Source organism: Halorubrum sp. JWXQ-INN 858 (genome assembly GCF_009806985.1).
Lineage (GTDB): Archaea > Halobacteriota > Halobacteria > Halobacteriales > Haloferacaceae > Halorubrum.
The window spans coordinates 250,029-271,421 of record NZ_WUAX01000009.1; the positions used below are offsets into that span (position 1 = coordinate 250,029).

Sequence of the window (21,393 nt, forward strand, 5' to 3'; positions counted from 1 at the left end):
TTACTGGCGAGCCGTCTCGAACGCGGCCTGGAGGTCGGCCTTCAGGTCGTCGACGTGCTCGACGCCGACGGAGACGCGGATCAACCCGTCCGTGAGCCCGGCCGCGAGCCGCTCCTCGCGCGGGATGGCCGCGTGGGTCATCGCCGCCGGCTGCTCGATGAGGCTCTCGACGCCGCCGAGCGACTCCGCGAGCGTGAACACGTCCGTCTCCGAGACGACCGTCGACGCCTCCGCCAGGGTGCCGTCGAATTCGAACGACAACATTCCGCCGAAATCGTCCATCTGCTCGGCCGCCAACTCGTGTTCCGGATGCGATTCGAGCCCGGGGTAGTAGACGCGTGCGACGTCCTCGTGGGCGTCGAGCCAGGCGGCCAGCTCGGCGGCGTTCTCACAGTGACGGTCCATCCGGACGGGGAGCGTCTTCGTGCCGCGGAGGACGAGGAAGCAGTCGAACGGGCCGGGCGTCGCGCCGACGGCGTTCTGGTAGAAGCCGATCCGCTCGTCGAGGTCGGCGTCGTCGACGATCAGCGCGCCGCCGATCGTGTCGGAGTGCCCGCCGAGGTACTTCGTCAGCGATTGGGCGACGATGTCCGCGCCGTGTTCGAGCGGGCGCTGCAGGTACGGCGTTGCGAACGTGTTGTCGACGGCACACAGCGCGTCGCCCTCGTGGGCGATCTCCGCGAGCGCGGCGATGTCGTTGACGTTCATCAGCGGGTTCGTCGGCGTCTCGACCCAGACGAGCGCCGTCTCCTCGCGCATCGCGTCGCGGACCGCGTCGAGGTCCGTCGTGTCGACGAACGTCGTGTCGAGGTCGTACTGCTCGTACACCTGCGTTAAGATCCGGTGCGTGCCGCCGTACACGTCGTTGCCGGCGACGACGTGGTCGCCCGCGTCGAGCAGGTTGAGGACGGTGTTTATCGCGCCCATCCCCGAGGAGAAACAGCGCGCGTGGCTGCCCGACTCCAGCGAGGCGAGGTTCGCCTCCAGGTCGCTCCGGGTCGGGTCCCCCGTCCGCGAGTACTCGTAGCCGGTGTGCTCGCCCGGCGCGGACTGTTTATACGTCGAGTTCGCGTGGATCGGGGTCATCAGCGCGCCGGTCTCCGGGTCGGGCTCCTGACCCGCGTGGATCGCTCGCGTCTCGATCCGCGCGTCTTCAATGTGCGCGTCCTCGGTGCCGTCGGCGGCAGTCGCGTCGTCGTCGGTCGCGTGGTCGCTCATACCGACCCCGTCGTCGCCCGGGAGCCTGACTCTTGTCCTTCCGGTCGGTGTCGGCGGCGGCAGGCGATCGAGGTCGTCGGGCGATCGGGGTCGCCGGCAGGCGATCGGAGTCGTCGAGCGATCGGAGATGGCACAAACGGACCTTTGTCCCTCTGGAAAACCCTTATGGGTGGCACCCGTCGTTCGGGTATGTCAGAACGAACCGCCTTGAACCGCCGCGCCCTCCTCGCCGCGACCGGCATGGCCGCGGCCGCCGCGCTCGCCGGATGCAGCGACGGCGCGCCGGGTGACGGGGACGGCGCGGCGGAGCCGACCGACACCCCCACCGACGATCCGACGGAGACGCCGCCGACGGAGCCGAACGGATCGCTCCCGGAGGGGTCGCCCTCGTCGCCGACGGAACGGCTGCGCGAACTCGTCGCGGGGAACGCGGGGTTCGCGCTCGATCTTCACGACCGACTCGTCGCAGACGAGGACGCGGACAACGTCTTCGTCTCGCCGTACAGCGTCTCGATGGCGCTCGCGATGACGTACGCGGGCGCGGCCGGTTCCGCCGAGGCGGCGATGCGCGAGACCCTCGGGTTCTCGCTCGGCGAGGAGACGCATCCCGCGTTCGCCGAGCTACAGGGGGAGCTCGACGATCGGGCGACGACCGACGCGGGGCCCGGCGGCGGGTCCGGTGACGACGAGGACGACGAGATCGACGCGTTCCGGCTCGACGTGGCGAACGCGCTGTGGGGCGACGCCGGCTATCCCTTCGCCGCCGACTACCTCGATCTCGTCGACGAGCACTACGGCGGCGGGTTCAACGAGGCCGACTTCGCGACCGACCACGAGGCCGAACGCGAGCGGATCAACGAGTGGGTCGCCGACGCGACGGACCAGCGGATCGAGGAGCTGATTCCGGAGAACGGACTGTCGTCGTCGACGGTGCTCGTGTTGACGAACGCGATCTACTTCATGGCCGGCTGGGAGCAGGAGTTCGACCCGGACGACACGGCGGACGCGACGTTCACCGCGCTCGACGGGACCGGGTCGACCGTCCCCATGATGTCACAGAACCTCCGGACGGACTACGCGGATCTCCCCGGTGCGCAGGCGATCGAACTCCCGTACGTGGGCGGTGAGGTGTCGATGGTCCTCGTCGTTCCGGACGAGGGGGAGTTCGAGTCGGTAGAGGCGCAGCTGTCGGGACCGACGCTGTTCGGGGTGTTCGAGGCGCTCGGCGACGCCAGCGGCGACCTCCGGATGCCGCGGTTCGAGTACGAGTTCGACGCCGAGCTGAGCGAGGCGCTCGAGGACCTGGGGATGGCGGCGGCGTTCGGCCCCGGAGCCGACTTCTCGAACATGGTCGAGACCGGCGGCGGCCCCGGCATCGACGACGTGTTCCACGAGGCGTTCGTCAGCGTCGACGAGGAGGGCACGGAGGCCGCGGCCGCGACGGCCGTCGACATGATCGAGAGCGCGCCCGCCGAGTCGTTCGACCTGACGCTCGACCGGCCGTTCCTCTTCTGTATCCGGGACCGCCCGACCGATGCGGTCCTCTTTTTCGGTCGCGTGGTCGACGCCGGGAGCGCACAGGGGTGAGGCGAACGACGGGACGGAACGACGGGTGAGAAGGACGCGGGCTGACGGAGTCGCGATCGGCGGTCAGACGTCGACCATCGACGACCCGCCCGGCGGGAGGAACTCCTGGAGCCGATCGGCGCTCACCACTTTCCGGACGAACGACTGGTCGGCGAACCGCTCTTTCAGCTCGCGATACACCATCATCGCGGCGTCGTTCTGCGCGTACATCCCCGGCTCGAGGGTGACGTACGTCTCCGCGCGCTCGGCGATCGCCGACGGCGGCCCCCCGATGGCCCGGGTGACCGGCTCACACTGGACGCCCACGGCGACCCGACAGGGAACGTCCTCGAAGTACGTCCGGTCGCCCCGGACCACGAAGCTCCCCTTCTCGATGTACTCGCCGCTCTCGGGGGTCTTCGACACCTGATCGGGTTCGACCATGTACGCGTCGCCGGACCCGCGGCCCGCCTTCCAGTCCGAGGAGTAGGAGACGGCGAACGCCGCCGCCTCCCGGAGCGTCTCCTCGCGCCAGTCGACGGGATCGGCCGACTCGGAGGGGCCGGCGGCCTTCAACAGGGTGACCGGTCCGCCGTGTGCCTGCGTGTGGAAGAAGCGGTCGTGTTTCCCCATGTACTTCTTCACCAGCTCCTCGTTCTGGTCGGCGTTGCGCCCGCCGATGACGAGGTAGCCGTCCGAGGTGTGGAACCAGCGGAACCGCTCGTACCAGTCGTCGGACTTCCGGATCGGGATCGACGCACGGGAGAGCCAGTCGATCTCCGGGGGCTCCTCGGCGTCGTCCGCGTCCTTTTCGGCGGCGTTCGGGTCGCCGTCGGCGGCCTCCCACTCGTCTCGCCGCTCCGTGACGGCCTCCAACTCGCGCCGGGTCGCCGCGATCGCCTCCTCCGCGCCCTCCTTTTTGCCCTCGACCCGTTTCGCTTCCTGATAGAGCCGGTCCGCGTTCACCTCGACGCCGGCCGCGGCCTCGAGCTCGACCCGCGTGCCGTCGAGGTCCACCGTCACGGTGCCCGCGCCGCCGTCGACGTCGACGACGGCCTCCGCGGCGGGGATCCCACGCTCCGCGCCGGCCGCGAGCGTCTCGGCGATCTCGTCCCACGGGACGTCGTTTCCGCGGGCGTCCCGAACCGTTGAGAGCACCTCGTCGACGAGGTCGTAGTTGGCGTACAGCAGCTCGGCGCGCTCGCGCTCCGCGGCCGCCTGCTCCTCGAACCCCTCGATCGCGCCCCGCTGTTGTTCGATGATGCGCTCCTGTTTGGCGATCTCCGCCTCGAAGTCGGGGCGGGAGGGCTCGCTCGCGCCGGCCGGCTCCTCGGCGTCGCCCTCGCGTTCGAGCCGGTAGAAGTACTCGTCGACGGCAGCGTTAAACGAGTCGAAACCGACGCTCGGGAGTCCCTCGCGCTCGGTCAGCGGGAAGGGGGTGACGTCGACGACGCGGTCGTCCTCCTCGTACACGCGAGGGTCGAACTCGCCCGCCCGGACGCGGTCGGCGATCCGCGAGATCGCGTCGTGGAGCGCGCGGTACTCCGATTCGCCCGCGTCCGCGATGGCGAGTTCCTTCTCGACGCCCGCGCGCGAACACACCTCTTCGGCGTAGAGGCCGCCGAGGTTGAGCTGGGTCGCCAGCGTCCGCACCACGTCGCTGTCGGACTCGCCCATGTGCCGCTGGAAGGCGTCGAAGCTCACTTCGAGCGGGTTGAGCCGCGTGGCGGGGTACTCGTACTGCGCGCCGGGCGCGACCGTGCGGGACTTGAGCCGGACGGTCGAGAGCGAGCCGATCACCTCGCCCGTCTCGTCGAGCGCGGCGACGTTCCCCTGTCCGAACAGCTCGGCGACGATCGACGTGTTGGCGTCCTCGCGCTCGAACCGGAACGTGAGGATCCGGTCGAACTCGTACTGCTCGACGCCCGCGAAGTCCGCGCCGGACAGCCGGTTGCGGAGCATCTTCGCGAAGTTCGGCGGGCGGCCGGGCGCGTCCGCGACGTGTTCCGGCGTCGCGACGTGGGCGCGTTTCACGTCGCCGACCTCGATCATGAGTTCGACGCGCCCGCGGTCGAAGTCCCGGAGCTTCAGCCGGAGCAGGTCGTCGTCGTAGAGGTACGCCTTGTCGACCTTCGCGCCCTCGTACCGGCCGAGCTCGGTGACGAGCGCGCGGAGGTCGATGCTCGACAGCTCCCGCTTCGGGTCCATACGTGGCCCACACGCGGCCCGGAAAAAGGCGTGTCGTTGTGGTGACGCCCTCGATGCAGAGTCCGGGTCGCTCGCGATGGCGATGACCCGACCGCGTTGCGTCGGCGAGGGACCGGACGATCGCTTATAAACCCTCTCGAGAGGTGCGGGGGGTAGATTATAAGTGACCGCTCGTGGTGGCACCCTCGCGGCACCCCTTAACAGACCGCCGGGGCGCGCTGGAAGACAGGAATACGCGCGCGAAAGGTCCATATGAGCGGTCGCGAAGCCCCTCATCACTTTCTAAGCGAGGATGCATCGCGCTTACACCCTTATAAGCGGCTGCGACGACGCGAGCCTCCGGTTCGTCAACGTCCCGCCGACCGTATCAGATCCGCTTCGAGACGTACGGGCCGTCCTGGCTGTAGCCGAGCTTGTTCCGGTAGTACTCGCGCGCGCCGATGCCGGAGATGACGGCGACCTTCCGGTAGCCCGCGTCGCGAGCCAGCTCCTCGGCGTGTTCGAGGAGCCGCCGACCGTACCCCTGGTGTTGCCAGTCGCCGTCGCCGCCGAGCGCGACCTCGCTGCCGTACACGTGCAGCTCGCGGACGAGGGCGGCGTCTGCGAGCTCCGCGCGGATCGCATCGCTCTCGGTGCCCGGCGCGCCCGGCTGGTCGGGGGCGAACGACGGGAACCGCAGCCGGCAGAAGCCGACGAGCAGGTCGCGGACGGGGTCCTCGAAGGAGATGAAGTGCTCCGTCCCGCCCCCGGCCTCGTAGGTCAGCACGTCGAGTTCGACGTCGTCGGGGTCCGGGTCGGCGTCGTTGTGGCCGACCTCGCGGGCGCGGATGTCGCGGATCTCGATCCCCCGCTCCTCGGCGCGCTGGCTCGCCAGCTGTCGGAGGTTCGACTTCCAGACGCCGCCGTCGATGAAGTCCGCGGGGATGTCGCGCTGGACGCGCTGGAGCCGTGTGTACTTCGGGATCTCGCCCATCACCTCCGCGATCAGGTCCGCGGCCTCCTCGTTCGAGAGCGGCTCGAACTCGCCGCGATGCCAGCTGTCGTAGACGCGGGTGCCGCGGACGACGAGTGTCGGGTAGATCTTCAGATAGTCGGGCCGCCAGTCGGGGTTGCCGAACACCTGTCTGAAGTCCTCGAGACACATCTCCGTGGTCATCCCCGGCTGGCCCGGCATCATGTGGAAGCCGACCTTGAACGCGGCGTCGCGCAGCCGTCGGTTGGCGTTCCGGGACGCCTCGTTGCCGTGCCCGCGATGCATCTCGCGGTTGATGCGCTCGTAGGTCGTCTGCACGCCCACCTCGACCTTCGTGCCGCCCAGGTCGAGCATGCGGTCGATCTGCTCGGGGTCACACCAGTCCGGCTTGGTCTCGAAGGTCGTCCCGATGTTGCGGATCGCGTTCGTCTCGTTCTCGGCGATCACGTCCTCGAGGTAGCGGAACTCCGTCTCGGCGGGGTCCGGCGCGAACGACTCCCCCTCCGCCGGCTCCGGCTCGCTGTCCAGGTCGTAGTCGTTCATCGCCTCCAGCGCGCGCTTGACGAACCACTCCTGATAGTCGTGTGAGCGCGCCGTCATCGTCCCGCCCATCAGGATGAGCTCGACCTTGTCGACGGGGTGGCCGATCTTGCGGAGCTGTTCGAGCCGGAGGGTGACCTGCCCGTACGGGTCGTAATCGTTCTGCTTCCCGCGGGCGGCGGCGGGCTCGTGGCCCGTGTACGACTGTGCGGAGGAGAACTCGGAGGCGGGGCCGCCGGGACAGTAGAGACACTTCCCGTGGGGACACAGCTCCGGCGACGTCATGATCGCGACCGGCGAGACGCCGGAGGCGGTCCGAACCGGCTTGCGACGGACGACCTCGATCACCTCGTCGCGGGCGTCCGCGGGAGCGTGGTCGAGGATCTCCGTGTTCTTCGGCACCTTCGGCGAGGAGTGGGCCGAGCAGGCGTCGATCTTCGCGGACTCCAACCCTTCGCGGTCGATCTCGCCGTCGAGGATCCGGTCGACCAGCTCCTCGCAGGCGCGCACGAACGCCTCCGGCTCCGCGTCGTCCCCCGACTCCGCGTCACCCACGGACTCCGCGTCGCTCGGCGCGTCGGTACTCATTACCTGCTATTCCTCGGTTTCCGGTGTTAAGCGTGTCGCCCCGGACCGAGCGGAGGACCGGTTACAGCCCGCGGACCGCGTCGACCGCCCCGTCGACGGCCGGCGCGTCGAACCAGTCGCCGCCCGTGTAGGCGTTCGTCCCCGCGGCGTACATCGCCGAGACCGTCTCGAGCACGTCGTCCGGGAGGGCGATCGGGTCGTCGGCACAGAGGCCGCGCCAGTCGGCGACGTCGCGGTCGGCGACGGCCTTCTTCGCGTCGGCGACGGCCGCGACCCACTCGGGGTCGTTGCGCTTGTACCACTGCCGTACGACCTCCTTTGACACCTGCTGGCCGCCGTACGAGAAGCGGTTCTCGTCGAACGTGCCGACCACGTCGGCGACGCGGAGCTCGCCGTCGACGTACAGACACTCGATCTTCCCGTCCTCGTGGACGAACCCGGTCGCCGCCGCCCGATCGGTGACGACCCGGTTCACCGAGCGCGCGAGGTCCGCGAGCGCGTCGACGTCGGCGACGCCCGCGATCCGGTCGGCCTCCGTCGGCGTGAGGTAGCGGTCCTGCTGTTCGTACTTCGTCGAGAACTCGACGATCGGCTCGGGGAGGTCGACCGCCCCGTCGGGCCACGCGTCCAGGTCGAGCCCGACGTCGGCGGGTTCCATGCGGCCGCGGAGGCTCGACCCGACCGGGACCGTGTTCCGGAAGACGACCTCCAGCGGAACGAGGTAGTTCTCCCCGCCGGCGGCGTGGAACGCCTCGTAGTCGTAGCCGGCGTCGGCCCCCAGATACGCGAGGTCGGGGACTTGAGTCAGCTCGATCGCCATCTCGACCGGCGCGCCGTCGGCCTCGGCGAGGGGGACGACCGCGTCCTCGGGGTCGGCTCCGGACGCCAGGGCCGCCGGGTCGACGACGCCGCGGTAGTGCGTCGGGACGCCCGCGTCAGCCAGTAGCTCGAAGTTGTACGCGCCCATCGTACAGAGGCTCGCCCCCTTCCGCGGGATCGGGTCGGGCATTCGCCCCCAGTCGAACACCGAGTACGCGTCGGTGAAACGGAACCGCCCGCGCCCCAACGCCTCGGGGGTCGCCGGCGCTGCCACCCGGAACTCCTTGACGCTCGTCATGGCTCACCCCGCGACCGCCACACGCATCAATCTTTCACTTTCGTGCGTAGCCATCGCTCCTGGAGCTGCGATCGATCCACGCTTGTGCATTTTTCACCCTCACGGATCGATCCGGACGAGCCACGTCTCGGGATGGTCGAGCTCGGCCCTCGTCGGGAGGTTCTCGGGACGGTCCCAGACGGCGCTGGCGGCCTCGATCCCGCGCTCGTCCGCGACGCGCTCGAAGAAGGCGGCCCCGCGCTCGTACTGCCGCCGCTTCATCCCGAGCCCGAGGAGCCGACGGGCGAGCCGCTGGACCGGGCTGCCGCCGCTGCGCCGCTCGTCGAGCTTTCGGCGCAGGTCCGCGTACTCCGCGTCGAACGCCCGATCCATCAACAGCTCGGCGTATCCCTCGACGGCGGTCATCGCGAGCTGGAGCTCGGCGAGCGCCTCGCGATCGAACCCCCCGCTCGAGAGCCCCCGGAGCCCCTCCTCTAGACGGGCTTCGAGGTAGGTCGGGAGCCACGGCGCCGCGCCGAATTCGGCGGCGTGGGACACCTCGTGGAACGCGATCCATCGACGGAACCGCGGGTAGTCGACGTCGAGCTCCGTCGCGGCCGCGACGATGTTCGGATGGACGAAGTAGAGCCCGTGGTCGGTGTCCGGCTCGTCCGCGAGCAGGAGCGGGTCGTACTGCCCGAGGACGTTACGCGCGAGAAAGCCCAGCGTGAACGCCAGCGACCCGGTGTTGGCGACGCGTGACAGCTCCGGAAGGGGCAGCGACGCCGTCGTCTCGATCGGCCGCATCACGTTCCGAAACGAGTCGAGGTTCGCGTCGACCCAGTGGTGCCGGTTCTGGATCTCGACGGTCGCGGGGACCTCGAAGTCGACGCCGGCGACGGCTCTGACCCGCGAACGGGCGTCCCGGACGTCCGCGGCGTACCCCTCGCGATCGCCCGGCGAGAGGTCGAGCGAGCCCGGATCGGTGCTCGCCTTCGCCGCCTCCGCGGCCTTCTCCCAGTCGATGACGCCGGAGCCGGACGCCTCGGAGACCGCACGGAGGCTTCGGAGCACGTTCATACCCGATCGACGGGTGCGGGACTCAAAGCGTTTGTGTCGCCGCCGATCCGACACGGAAGCGTCGCGGGGCGGCCGGCTTGGGTGGTTCGGCCGGCTTGGGTAGTTCTAACGGGTTGGCGGTTCGGACGGTTCGGAGGGGTTGGATGGTCCGAGAGGGCGGGCAGTCAGTTCACGAGCTCGTCGAGGTCCGCCGCAGCCTCGAGGTCGCCTCCCGCTCGCTTCCGGACGACGACGCCGATCGCGACGACGACGGCGAGGACCGCCAGGACAGCGCCGATCAGGCAGACGGCTCCGGAGCACCCGCAGGCCGATCCGGCGTCACCGGTCGCGTCGTCCGCGGTCGGCTCGGAGCCGTCCGCTCCCGTCGCTTCGGCCCCGTCGCCGCCGAGCGTTCGCGGGCCGAGCTGGATCTTCGAGTCGCCGAGGTGAACCTCCAGGAACGTGAAGTGTGTCTCGCTCATACCGTTCGCTTCGAGCGCCTGACGCTTAATCGTGGTGGCGGCGGCGTCGTGGGCCGCACCGCCCGGGGCGCCGAGAACGGCGAGTTCTTGGCCTTCGGTCGGTAGGTGCCTCCATGGACGAGTCACGCCGTGCGTTCCTGAACGATCTCCTCGAAGCGCCGACCCCGTCGGGCTTCGAAGCCGCCGGCCAGCGCGTCTGGATCGATCACGTCGAGCCGTTCGCCGACGACGTGTACACCGACGCGTACGGCAACGCGATCGCGGTCCACGAGGGGACCGCCGAGACGACGATCGCGCTCACCGGCCACGGGGACGAGATCGGGTTCATCGTCCGGGACGTCCTCGAGGAGGGGTTCCTCCGGATCGCACCAGTCGGCGGGTCCGATCGCACGGTTACCAAGGGACAACACGTCACGATCCACGGCGACGAGCCCGTCAACGGGGTGATCGGCCAGACCGCGATCCACCTCCGAGACCCCGACGACGACCGGTACGACGAGATCACGGCACAGTTCGTCGACATCGGCGCGGCCGACGCGGAGGCGGCCGCCGAACACGTCGAAGTGGGCGACCCGGTCACGTTCTCGACGACGGTCGAGGACCTCGTCGACGGCCGGATCGCCGCCCGAGGAATCGACAACCGGGCCGGGTCGTGGGCCGCCGCCGAGGGGTTCCGGCGCGCCGTCGCGGCCGACGGCGACGCGACCGTCTACGCGGTCTCGACGGTCCAAGAGGAGGTCGGACTGAACGGCGCGCAGATGGTCGGTTTCGGGCTCGACGACGTCGACGCCTTCGTCGCCGTCGACGTCACGCACGCGACCGACAACCCCGACGTGACGGCAGAGCGCCGCGGGCCGGTCGTGCTCGGCGATGGTCCGGTGGTGACCCGGGGCAGCGCCAACCATCCCGTGCTCGTCGACCTCGCGCGCGACGTGGCCGACGACGCCGGGATCGACGTCCAGCTCCAGGCCGCGGGCATCCGAACCGGCACCGACGCCGATGCCTTCTTCACCGCCCGCGGCGGCGTCCCCTCGCTCAGCGTCTCCATCCCCAATCGGTACATGCACACGCCGGTCGAGGTCGTGGACCTCGCGGACCTCGACGCCGTCGCCGACCTGCTGGCCGGGATGGCGAGCGCCGCCCCGGACGCCACCCCCTTCGCCGTCGACGTGTGACCGACGGCGCGACCGGCGACGCGTCACGACAAACCCCACCACGGTGGGGTGAAAACGGAACTGTTTTAATTTGGACTGCCATATCCTCAGTTGCGTTCGAACGAACGCGGATACACGCTCTGGTAGTGTAGTCCGGCCAATCATATTGCCCTCTCACGGCAATGACCTGGGTTCGAATCCCAGCCGGAGCATCTTTTTCCACACACGGCTAGTCGTCGTCGCAGCCCCACCGAGAACAAGCGTCCGCGAACTCCACGACAGACGGGTGTACTTCCTCGGCCAATTCCTGCATTCCGTACGCTAGATCACGACCCGGACGATCGATGCGGTCGGCGGGCGGCGAGCGGAACTGCTCGCTCGCCGCCCGCCTGCCGAGGTTGGGGAGGCATGAGGCTGCGGTGCGGGTGCGTTCGCGTGAGTTGGCTCCTCGTTCGCGGTCGCACCGAGCACTGCTGGCCCGCTACGACGCTCCACTGATAAACAACCGCGGCACTCAGTCGAGCCACGTCCCCATCGCGACCGCCGCTGGGCGTTCGCTTCGTCGTTCAGCGCCCCGTCTCGTCGACGGTGTCGAGCCGCTTCTCCAGCGCCGTCGCCAACGACTCCGAGACCTCCGTGAGGTACACCGTTCCCCAGGCCGCGAACAGCACCGAGCCGAGCAGGTTGAACAGCATGTCCATGATCGTGTCGTCGATGCCGTGCTGGGCGAGGATCGGCTCGGTTCCGAGCCGGAGTGCACCCTGGTCGACGACGAACTCGAGGACCTCCCAGATCACGCTCATCGCCAGCATGAACACCAGAAGGAACGAGAACGTCGCCCACCGCGGGAGGTGGATCGCCGCCGAGTGGAGGTGGATCGCCCGGAGCGTCGCGTATCCGGCGGCGGCGACGACCGTCGCCGACAGCGTATGTGTGAGGTGGTCCCACGTCGAGATCGCGTCGTAGAGGCCGGCGCTCCCGAGCGCGTGGAAGAACACCGCGGTCGTCACCCACAACACCAGGCCCGGTTCGATCGTGACCTCGTAGTCACGCTCCAGTACGGCGGGGATGAACGTGATCGCGAGGGTGAGCGCGGCGTTCATCATCACGGCGATCTGCCGTGACCACACCCCGTAGACGAAGACCCCGACGAGAACGACCTGCATGGATCGCACCGCCTGTCGTTGGCGTCCGACGGGAACCCCTAACCGCTCGCTGAGGACTACTCGACCGATGTCGTGATCCGACGTGGCGTCGCCCGTGACGCCGTCTGTAGTCACTCCGTCGATCGTGACCTCCTCAGCCGCCACCTCGTCAGCCGCCTCCTCAGCCACCATCTCGTCGTCCCGACCGCGCTCGATCGTGTCGTCGGACGGCGGTGTGACGAGGTCGTCGACGGCCCCCGCCGCGCGCCTGAAATGGGCGTAGAAGATCACCCCGGCGAGGACCCCCGCGACCGTCGCGTAGCCGAACTCGATCATCACCGCGGCGTTGATCGCGTCCTGCGACCGGCCGTCGAGCAGGTGTGTCGTGCCGAAGAGGACGTCCGAGGACCAGCGGAGGACGTTCAACAGCCCGGACATGGCGAGGGTGAGCAGGACCGTGAACACGACCGCGAACCACGGGACGAGCCGGAGCGACGTGAACCGGTCGAGCTCGACCGTGATCAACAGGCCGAGGGTCGCGACGGCGAGGCTCGGCACGATCGCCGTGGCGAGCGGAACCGGCGAGAACACTTCCCACGACACGGGCAGACAGATCAGGCCGACGAAGTACCACGGCGGGACGGCGGCGGGGTCACGGAACCTGATGGCCGGCGCGGTCACGACGACGACGGCGGCGACGCCGAACAGGACCGGTTCGGGACGGCTCGCGGCCACACCACCGACGACGCTCCCGCCGAGGACCGCGACGAACAGCCAGGCGAGAACGGTGTTGTGACCGGAGGCGTTGAAGTACCCCCCGAGCCCGTTGGAGTCGCTCATGCGTGTGCGATACGAAATCACGACGTTAGTTAACGGTTCTGTGGCGTCGACACGTTCATCCGGTTCTGTCGCCTGCTATCCGATACGATGATGCTTCCGACCCACGCCCTCGCCGGAATGGCGCTGGCCCTCCCGCTGCTGGTCGTGGCACCGGAGCTCGCGGCCGTCGGGTTCCTCGCCGGCTTCCTCGGCGGCGTCCTCCCCGACCTCGACCTGTACGCCGGCCACCGACGGACGCTTCACTACCCGGTCTACTACACCGTGTTTTCGGGGATCGCTCTGCCCATCGCGGCGCTGTGGCCGTCGGCGACGACCGTCGCGATCGCGTTCCTCCTGCTCGGAGCGGCGCTCCACTGTGTGGCCGACGTGTTCGGAGCCGGACTGGAGCTGCGACCCTGGGAAGCGACCGCGGACCACGCGGTCTACGACCACTACCACGGACGCTGGATCCCGGCGCGGCGGGTCGTCCGCTACGACGGGTCCCCCGAGGACCTGTTGCTGTCGGCGTCGTTGGCGGGGCCCCTCCTGTGGGCCGTCGACGGGTGGCTGCAGGTCGTCGTGTCCGTGACGCTCGGCGTCGCGGTCGTGTACGTCGCCCTCCGCCGACGGCTCGCAGCGGCGGCTCCCGCGGTGGTACGATGGCTCCCGGCGGGCGTCCGGCCGTACCTTCCGGAACGGTACCACGACGACGATCCGTAGCAGGACCGGTCCCTCGGGCGAAGTGGAACTGGGCGGCCGCGAAGCGCCAATTTATAAGTGAGTCGGCCGGTCCCCACGCACATGGGACTCATTGACAAGAAACGGTTTCGGTCGACGTTCGAGGCGTTCTCCGAGATCGGGGCGACGGACGCGGGCGGGCTTCATCGGGTCGCGCTCTCCGAACCGGACGTTCGCGTCCGCGACCGGTTCGTCGACGCCCTCGAGGACCTCGACCTCGCGGTCCGGGTCGACGAAGTCGGAAACGTGTTCGGGCGGCGCGAGGGGACGGACCCGGACGCCGCGCCGGTGCTGATCGGGTCACACCTCGACTCGCAACCGCGCGGCGGCCGGTTCGACGGCCAGCTCGGCGTCCTCAGCGCGCTCGAGGCCGTCCGAGTGTTGGCGGACCACGACGTCGAGACGCGACGTCCCGTCGAGGTCGTGAACTGGACCAACGAGGAGGGGACCCGCTTCAAACCGGCGCTCATGGGGAGCGGCGCGTACACTGGCGCACACGACGTCGAGACGGTCCTCTCCACGGCCGACGACGACGGCGTCACCCTCGCGGAGGCGCTCGAGGCGGCGGGATATCGCGGCGACGCCCCGGTCGGAGCGGAGCGGGACCCGCACGCGTATCTGGAGCTCCACGTCGAGCAGGGGCCGGTCCTGGAGGACCGTGGGCTCGAGATCGGCATCGTCGAGGGGATCCTCGGGATGAGCTGGCTCGACGTCACGATCTCCGGCGACTCCGACCACGCCGGCCCGTCGCCGACGTACACGCGTGCCGACGCGCTCGTGGCCGCGGCCGACGTCGTCACCGCGGTCCGACGGCTCGCCGGCCGGCTCGACGACGACGTCGTCACGACCGTCGGCGAGTTCGAGGTCGCCCCCGGATCGATCAACGTCATCCCCGACACCGCGACGTTCACCGTCGACCTGCGGTCGTACGACGAGGAGACGGTTCAGGCCGGCGTCGAGGCCGTCGAGCGGGAGATCGAGGCGGCGTGTGATCGGGAGGGGACGTCGTACACGATGGAGGAGATCTGGCGCATCCCGCACACGGAGTTCTCACCGGAGGTCTGTGACGTCCTCGAGCGCTCCGCGGACGCCGCCGGCTGCTCGTACACCCGAATGATCGGCGGGGCGGGCCACGACGCGTCGTACCTCGCGGACGTGACCGATGCCGGCCTCCTGTTCGTCCCGAGCGTCGACGGGAAGACGCACAACGAACGGGAGTTCACCGAGTGGACCGACGTCCTCGCCGGGGCCGAGCTGTTCGCGGAGGCGACGATCCGGCTCGCTGACGGCGAACACCCGGGGAACTCGTAGGCGACGAGCGGTCCGAAGAACTCGTAGGCGGCGATCGTCCGGACGGCTCGTAGGCGGCGACCGTCCCGAAGACTCGGTGACCGCAGTACCCGGACGGCTCGGGGACGGTTCCGATACGGGCAGCTATTTGCCCGGGCCGGGAGTGCCTTCGGACATGTACGACACCGGCGCGGAGTACCTGATCGGGGCGCTCGAGGAGTACGGCGTGACACACCTGTTCGGCAACCCCGGAACCACCGAGCTCCCGATCGTGCAGGCGACCGACGACAGCCCGATCGAGTACGTCCTCGGCCTCCACGAGGACGTCGCCGTCGGCATGGCGGCCGGCTACGCCAGCACGCGACGGTACCACTCCCATCACGACGACGACGTGACCCCGCTCGGCGTCGCGAACCTCCACGTCGCCCCCGGCCTCGCCCACGGGATCAGCAACGTCATCGGCGCGGCGTTCTCGGGCGCGCCGCTGCTCGTCACCGCCGGCAACTACGGCACCGGCTTCCAGCACGAGGAGCCGATCCTCCACGGCGACCTCGCGTCGATGGTCGACCAGTACACGAAGTGGAGCGCCGAGGTCACCTCCGTGGACGCCCTCCCCGCGATGCTCCGCCGGGCGGTCCGACAGGCGCTCACGCCCCCCACCGGTCCGGTCTTCCTGGGGCTCCCGCTCGACGTGATGCTCGCCGATCCCGCCGCCGACGTCCAGCGCCTCGGCCCGATCCCGGACGCCGGTCGCGGCGACCCGGACGCGCTCGCGGCCGCCGCCGACCTCGTCGCCGAGGCGTCCGCGCCCGTCGTCGTGATCGGCGACGAAGTCGCCCGATCCGGTCCCGACGCGATCGAGGGGGCCGTCGCGTTCGCGGAGGCGAGCGGCGCGCGGGTCCACGGCGAGTACATCACCGCGGAGGCGAACTTCCCGAGCGGTCACCCGCTCTGGGGCGGAACGGTCCCCGGAACCGAGTCGGGCTTCACCGAGACCCTCGACACCGACACCGTCGTCTTCGTGGGCTGTGGGTCGGCGACGACGTCGATCGACCACGAGGAGCCGCTCCTCCCCGACGCGACGATCGTCCAGCTCGGCCCGGACGGGTGGGAGCTCGGGAAGAACTGGCCCGCGGACGCCTCGGTGCTCGGCGACCTCGGTCGCGTGCTCCCCGAGCTCGCGGCCGCGATCGAGGACCGCGTCCCCGAGGCCGATCGGCGCGCCCGCGGGGAGCAGGCCCGCGAGAGGGCCGCCGAGATCCGCGACGCGCGGCGGCCGGCCGACCCGGACCCCGACGACCCGCGCGCTTCGAAGGGCGAGCTCGGGGCGGCGATGGGCGAAGCGGCGTCCGGGGCGCTCATCGTCAACGAGGGCGTCACCGCCGGTCGCGCGGTGAGCTGGCACGTCGACACCGGCCCCGAGGAGTGGCTCGCGACGAAAAGCGGCGGGCTCGGGTACGGCCTCCCCGCGGCGGTCGGTGCGGCGATCGCCGAGGGAGAACGGCCCGAGCCGCGCGACGTCGTGGGGTTCATCGGCGACGGCTCGTACTTCTACTACCCGCAGTCGATCTACTCGGCGGTGCGACACGGCGTCGACCTCACGGTGGTGGTCGCGGACAACCGGAACTACCGGATCCTCAAGGACAACACGCTTCGGGTGCTCGGCGGCAGCGAGGCGGACCACGACTTCGTCGCCATGGACTTCGAGCCCCCGCTCGACGTCCCCGCGAACGCCGGCAGCTACGGGGCCGACGGGCGGTTGGTCGACGACCCGGACGGCATCGCCGCGGCGATCGACGATGCACGCCGGGCGGACGGCGTGGCCGTCCTCGACGTGCCGATCCACGACTGAGCGGCGGCTCGACGGCCGAACGACGGTCCGGACTGCGATTATCCGTTCGAGAGCGTCTCGACTCGACGGATCGCGTCGGCGACGTCCTCGTGTGACGTCTCCGCCGGAACGAACTGGTACGTGAGCCCGTCAGCGACGTCCCGCGCGATGCGGTCGACGGCGTCGTCGACGTCGTCGACGCCCAGCCCACGGAGCGTCAGGTCGGCACCCAGCGAGCCGTACCAGTCGAGGAGCTCGCGCGGGTCGGCCGCCGCGGCGTCGCCCAGCAGCACCTGTAACGCCACGACGCCGTAGGCGACGCGCTCGCCGTGTAGCGATTCCTCCTGAACGGAGCCGTGGTCCAGCGAGGAGTAACAGAACAGGTGAGGGAGCGTGAGGTACGAACGGTCGCTGAGGAGGCCACCGACGAGGCCTGGGCCGGCGATCGCGGCCTCGACGACCCGCGTCAGTTCCGAGGTGACGCGGCTCGCCTTCGCGTCCGCGTACGCCGCGGCCCCGTCGCTCCGGAGGACGTCGAGATGGGTTCCGTCGGCGACGCCGCCGGCCCAGCCGACCGTCGGCCGCGACCCGCCCGCGAGCATCCGGGTCAGGAAGTACTTCGCGGAGGCGTCCATGACGCCGTTCGCGAGCAGCCGGGCGGGGGCGTCGGCGATCACCTCGAGGTCCGCGACGACCGCCTCCGGGCAGCGCGAGAGCGGCACCCCGCCCCGATAGGTCCCGTCCGACTCGTAACAGATCGACAGCGCGGACCACGCCGCACACGTCGCGGCGCTCGTCGGGACCGCCACGACGGGGCAGATCCCCTCGGCGGCGAGCTTCGCCGTGTCGATCGCCTTGCCGCCGCCCACGGCGATCAGCACGTCCGGGTCCCGCGCCGCGACCCGTTCGCGGTGCGTGGCGATCGTTTCGGGGGCACACTCCCCCGAGAACGTCGCGTGTTCGACGTCCGCCTCCAGGCGACGGAGGGCGCGGTCGAGGTCGTCGCGGACGGCGTCGAAGCCCGTCTCGCCGGCGATCACCTCGACCGACGGGGCATGGGTCAGCGACCCGACGTAGCGGTCGAGGTCCGCCAGCGCGTCTGCTTCGAGCACGTACCGGCTCGGGGCGATCCGAAGCGGGTCGGGTCGACCGTCCCCGACCCCGTCGGGGATGGCTTCCGGTTGAGGGGTCACGGCTGCGACGGACACCCCCGGGACAGTAAAACGTACCGACGGGATCCGTTGGCATGTCGGCGTTCGGCCGGATCCGTCGGCGTTCGGCCGGATCCGTCGGCGATGCTCAGTCGGACCCGTCGGCGTGTCGGCGTCCGGTACCGACACCGTGATCACGGTCGCCCACACAGTACCGACAAGCCATGCGAGAGGATCACCCGCTTGCCGTCTACTGGCATCCGGCGACCCTGAAACACCGACCGCCGGACGGCGCGTTCAAGCTCCCGTCGTGTCCCTTCCTCGCGACGGACGAACCGCACCCGGACCGTCCCGCGAGGGTTCGAAACGTCAAACGCGTCGTCGAGGAGACGTTCGGATCCGCGGTGTTCACGGCCGCGGACCCCGCCCCCCGATCGGCGCTCGAGCGCGTCCACGACCCCGATTACGTCGCGTGGCTCCGGGAGTTCGCCGCGGACGGCGGCGGCTACGTCGACGGAACGACCACCGCGGGCAACGACGCGACGTTCGAGGCGGCGCGACACGCCGCCGGGGCCGCGATCGCCGCCACCGACCACGCCCTCACCGACCGGCCGGGAGCGCCGTACGCGCTCGCCCGGCCCAGCGGCCATCACGCTCAAAGCGATCGGGCGGACGGGTTCTGCTTCCTCAACAACGCCGCGATCGCCGCCGGACACGCGCTCGCCGACGGGCTCGATCGGGTCGCGATCGTCGACTGGGACGTCCACCACGGCAACGGGACCCAGGAGGTGTTCGAGGACCGCGACGACGTCCTCTTCGTCAGCGTCCACAACGACCACGGGGCGTGGGACCCGACGTACCACCCGCAGACGGGCGGCCTCGAGGAGGTCGGCGTCGACGACGGCGAGGGGTACACGGTCAACGTGCCGGTGCCGCCGGGGACCGGCGACCGCGGGTACGAGGCCGTCTTCGAGCGGCTGGTCGAGCCGATCGTCACCGCGTACGATCCCGACCTGATCCTGTACAGCGCCGGCCAGGACCCGGGCCCCTCCGATCCGCTCGGTCGGAACGTCGTGACTCGGGACGGCTTTCGAACGCTCGGCGCGCGCGCCCGGGAGCTGGCGGCGACGACCGCCGACGGGCGGTACGCCCTCCTCCAGGAGGGCGGCTACCAGGTCAGCCACCTCGCGTTCGCGACCCTCGGCGTCCTCGAGGGCGCGACCGGACGGACGTTCGACCTGCCGGAACACGGTGCGGGCGATCCGTTCGCGTGGCTCGAAGAGGAGACGGGGCCCCTCGAGGACGCCGTCGAGAGCGCTTGCGATCACCACGGCGAGTTCTGGCCGGTGTGAGCTCGCATCGAGACGTCCCCGCGACCGAGCCGCGTCGGGGGAGCCGAACGTGAGCCGGCCGGCCGGGGCACTGGGTGACGGACACGACCTCTCCGAGCGCGCCCGGCGATACGCCAACGATGTCATCTCGGGAGATCGGTGGCCCCTCACCGCCGCCCACGTCGACCTCGACCGCGTCACGTTCGAGACGAGCACGCGGATGCGACGGACGCACGGCGTCTGCGTCGGCGACGGCGATGGGAACTGTACGGTCCGGCTGTCGGCGCGGACCGACGAGCGCGGGGGGCCGGACGCGATCCGCGAGACGGTCCGCCACGAGCTCGTCCACGTGTGGCAGGTCCAGTCCGCGGACGTCCGGGTCGGTCACGGCCCGTCGTTCGAGCGGTGGGTCGACCCGTTGGAACTGTCCGGGCGATGTAGCCGACACTACGACGTGACGCCGGCCGACTACGCCTACCGGTTTCACTGTGCGAACTGCGGGTTCATCGGCGGGCGCTATCGCCGCTGTCGAACCGTCCGCGCGGCCGTCGACGGTCGGCTCCGCTGTCGACAGTGCGAGTCGACTGCGGTCGACGTCCGCGGGGAGGGCGGGGACGTCCTCACGGCGGCGGACCTCGAGTGACGGATCCGCGGACCAGACCGCGACGGATCCGCGGAACCGGGCCGCGACACATCCGCGGAACCGAATCACGACGCATCCGCGGAACCGAATCGCGACGCATCCACGGAACCGAATCGCGACGGGGCGCTGAAAAGATTTATCTCCTGGTGGTCGATCGCTGTGTACATGTCGCACAATGCCGAGGTAGATCCGGTCGCGTCGGTCGGAGGGTCGATCCCTCACTGGTACGGCGGCGACGAGCCGGTCTCGATCGTCGACGGGTCGGGCGCGTACGTGTACGACGAGGACGGAACGGAGTATCTCGACTTCCTCGCTCAGCTGTACTGTGTCAACGCCGGGCACGGACACCCCCGGATCGTCGAAGCGATCACCGACCAGCTCGAGCGGGTGGCGTACGTCTCCTCGGCGAAGCGCAACGACACGCGCACGGAGCTCGCCGAGCGGCTCGTCGACGTCGCCCCCGACCGGCTGTCCGACGTGTACTTCTCGATCACGGGCAGCGAGGCGAACGAGGCGGCCGTCCAGATCGCCCGCGAGTTCACCGGATCGGGCAAGGTGCTCACCCGCTGGCGCTCGTACCACGGCTCGACGTACGGCGCGGCCAGCCTGACCGGCGACCCGCAGACGCGCGGGCTCGTCGAGCGGCACGCGGCCGCGACCGGCTCCGCGAAGTTCCTCCCGCCGATGGTTCACCGGTCGCCGTTCGACGGCGACACGCCCGAGGAGATCGGGCGGCAGGCCGCCGAACACCTCGAGTTCGTCATCCGCAACGAGGGGCCGGACTCGATCGCCGCGATCCTCACGGAGCCGATCGCGGGCACCAGCGGCGCGTACCCGGCCCCGCCGGGTTACTTCAAGCGCGTCCGCGAGCTGTGTGACGAGTACGACATCCTCCTGATCTCCGACGAGGTCATCGCCGGCTTCGGTCGCTGTGGCGACTGGTTCGGGATCCAGACCGAGGACGTCGAACCGGACATGATCACGTTCGCGAAGGGCGTGACGAGCGCGGCGGTCCCGCTCGCCGGCGTGCTCGTCAACGACGAGATCGGCGGCTGGCTGGGCGAGTCCGGGATGGACCTCGGCCAGACGTTCGCGGGCCACCCCGTCGGCTGTGCCGCCGGGCTCGGTGCGATGGACGCCTACGAGGACGGGCTGATCGACAACGTCCGCGACCTCCAGGGCGAGTTCCGCGAGAAGCTCTCCGTGCTGGAGGACCGCCACGACGCCGTCGGCTCCGTCCACGGCCGCGGCTTCCTCTGGAGCGTCGAGTTCACCGACCCCGAGACGGGCGACCCGTTCTTCGACCCCCGGATCGAGGAGGGCGAGAACCCCGCCGAAGCGGTCCGCGAGATCGCCGCCGACAACGGGGTCCTCCTCGGGAGCGGCCGCCCCGACGTCCAGGTCATCTTGAGCCCCCCGCTGTGTGTCGACGCGGACCAGATCGACGAGGCGGTCTCCGTCCTCGACGACGCGATCGGCGCCGTGTTCGACTGAGCGGTCGACTGGCCGTTCGACACACCGTTCGACAGACCCGACGCCTGCGGCACGCCGACCTCACGGC

16 protein-coding genes and 1 tRNA gene are annotated in these 21,393 nt (G+C 70.1%); 9 read left to right on the forward strand and 8 right to left on the reverse strand.

Translation table 11 applies throughout. The features are described from left to right. A complete protein-coding gene (locus GRS48_RS08400) occupies positions 1-1,218 on the reverse strand; it encodes a cystathionine gamma-synthase (protein ID WP_159485443.1) in 1,218 nt (405 codons plus the stop codon). A 207-nt stretch (positions 1,219-1,425) separates the two neighbouring features. Between GRS48_RS08400 and GRS48_RS08405 the strand changes: the two genes are divergently transcribed. Beyond that, complete coding sequence (locus tag GRS48_RS08405) at positions 1,426-2,805, forward strand: serpin family protein (RefSeq protein ID WP_159485612.1); 1,380 nt, start codon at positions 1,426-1,428, stop codon at positions 2,803-2,805. A 63-nt stretch (positions 2,806-2,868) separates the two neighbouring features. Here GRS48_RS08405 and rqcH read toward each other — a convergent pair whose 3' ends face one another. From rqcH to GRS48_RS08430, 5 genes are all read right to left on the reverse strand, one after another. Further along, positions 2,869-4,992, reverse strand: a complete 2,124-nt coding sequence (gene rqcH / locus GRS48_RS08410) for a ribosome rescue protein RqcH (RefSeq protein WP_159485445.1) — start codon at positions 4,990-4,992, stop codon at positions 2,869-2,871. Positions 4,993-5,359: 367 nt separating this feature from the next. Continuing rightward, positions 5,360-7,093, reverse strand: coding sequence for a tRNA uridine(34) 5-carboxymethylaminomethyl modification radical SAM/GNAT enzyme Elp3 (locus tag GRS48_RS08415; RefSeq protein WP_159485447.1), 1,734 nt, complete (start codon positions 7,091-7,093; stop codon positions 5,360-5,362). Positions 7,094-7,154: 61 nt separating this feature from the next. Then, the gene (locus tag GRS48_RS08420; protein ID WP_159485449.1) at positions 7,155-8,210 is read right to left on the reverse strand and encodes a phosphoribosylaminoimidazolesuccinocarboxamide synthase; all 1,056 of its coding nucleotides are present in this window, start codon (positions 8,208-8,210) and stop codon (positions 7,155-7,157) included. Between the two features lie 99 nt (positions 8,211-8,309). Continuing rightward, positions 8,310-9,269, reverse strand: a complete 960-nt coding sequence (locus GRS48_RS08425; protein WP_159485451.1) for a zinc-dependent metalloprotease — start codon at positions 9,267-9,269, stop codon at positions 8,310-8,312. Between the two features lie 164 nt (positions 9,270-9,433). After that, entirely contained in the window at positions 9,434-9,730 is a 297-nt protein-coding gene (locus GRS48_RS08430) for a hypothetical protein (RefSeq protein WP_159485453.1), read from the reverse strand. Positions 9,731-9,843: 113 nt separating this feature from the next. Here GRS48_RS08430 and GRS48_RS08435 point away from each other — a divergent pair, with 113 nt between their 5' ends. Together GRS48_RS08435 and GRS48_RS08440 are read left to right on the forward strand one after the other, a co-directional pair. After that, positions 9,844-10,905, forward strand: coding sequence for a M20/M25/M40 family metallo-hydrolase (locus GRS48_RS08435; RefSeq protein ID WP_159485455.1), 1,062 nt, complete (start codon positions 9,844-9,846; stop codon positions 10,903-10,905). Between the two features lie 116 nt (positions 10,906-11,021). After that, a tRNA-Glu gene (locus tag GRS48_RS08440) sits at positions 11,022-11,096 on the forward strand. 354 nt (positions 11,097-11,450) lie between these two features. Here the strand turns inward: GRS48_RS08440 and GRS48_RS15065 are convergent. Continuing rightward, the gene (locus tag GRS48_RS15065; protein WP_200840233.1) at positions 11,451-12,869 is read right to left on the reverse strand and encodes a hypothetical protein; all 1,419 of its coding nucleotides are present in this window, start codon (positions 12,867-12,869) and stop codon (positions 11,451-11,453) included. Positions 12,870-12,956: 87 nt separating this feature from the next. Between GRS48_RS15065 and GRS48_RS08450 the strand changes: the two genes are divergently transcribed. The 3 genes from GRS48_RS08450 (at position 12,957) to GRS48_RS08460 (ending at position 16,728) form a co-directional block, all read left to right on the forward strand. Beyond that, a complete protein-coding gene (locus GRS48_RS08450; protein WP_159485457.1) occupies positions 12,957-13,568 on the forward strand; it encodes a metal-dependent hydrolase in 612 nt (203 codons plus the stop codon). Between the two features lie 81 nt (positions 13,569-13,649). Further along, on the forward strand, positions 13,650-14,897 hold the full coding sequence (locus GRS48_RS08455) for a Zn-dependent hydrolase (RefSeq protein ID WP_159485459.1): 1,248 nt from the start codon (positions 13,650-13,652) through the stop codon (positions 14,895-14,897). 154 nt (positions 14,898-15,051) lie between these two features. Further along, positions 15,052-16,728 (forward strand): thiamine pyrophosphate-binding protein, encoded by a 1,677-nt coding sequence (locus tag GRS48_RS08460; protein WP_159485461.1) that lies wholly within the window; start codon positions 15,052-15,054, stop codon positions 16,726-16,728. A gap of 38 nt (positions 16,729-16,766) precedes the next feature. On the opposite strand, the gene GRS48_RS08465 is transcribed toward GRS48_RS08460, so the two are convergent. Further along, a complete protein-coding gene (locus tag GRS48_RS08465) occupies positions 16,767-17,900 on the reverse strand; it encodes an iron-containing alcohol dehydrogenase (RefSeq protein WP_159485463.1) in 1,134 nt (377 codons plus the stop codon). A gap of 182 nt (positions 17,901-18,082) precedes the next feature. On the opposite strand from GRS48_RS08465, the gene GRS48_RS08470 reads away from it, so the two are divergent. From GRS48_RS08470 to GRS48_RS08480, 3 genes are all read left to right on the forward strand, one after another. Continuing rightward, a complete protein-coding gene (locus GRS48_RS08470; RefSeq protein WP_159485465.1) occupies positions 18,083-19,210 on the forward strand; it encodes a class II histone deacetylase in 1,128 nt (375 codons plus the stop codon). A 49-nt stretch (positions 19,211-19,259) separates the two neighbouring features. Continuing rightward, complete coding sequence (locus tag GRS48_RS08475; RefSeq protein ID WP_200840234.1) at positions 19,260-19,832, forward strand: SprT-like domain-containing protein; 573 nt, start codon at positions 19,260-19,262, stop codon at positions 19,830-19,832. Positions 19,833-19,997: 165 nt separating this feature from the next. Beyond that, positions 19,998-21,326 carry an aspartate aminotransferase family protein gene (locus GRS48_RS08480; RefSeq protein ID WP_159485467.1) on the forward strand — a complete coding sequence of 443 codons (1,329 nt, stop codon included), beginning with the start codon at positions 19,998-20,000 and terminating at the stop codon, positions 21,324-21,326. Positions 21,327-21,393 lie beyond the last annotated feature (67 nt).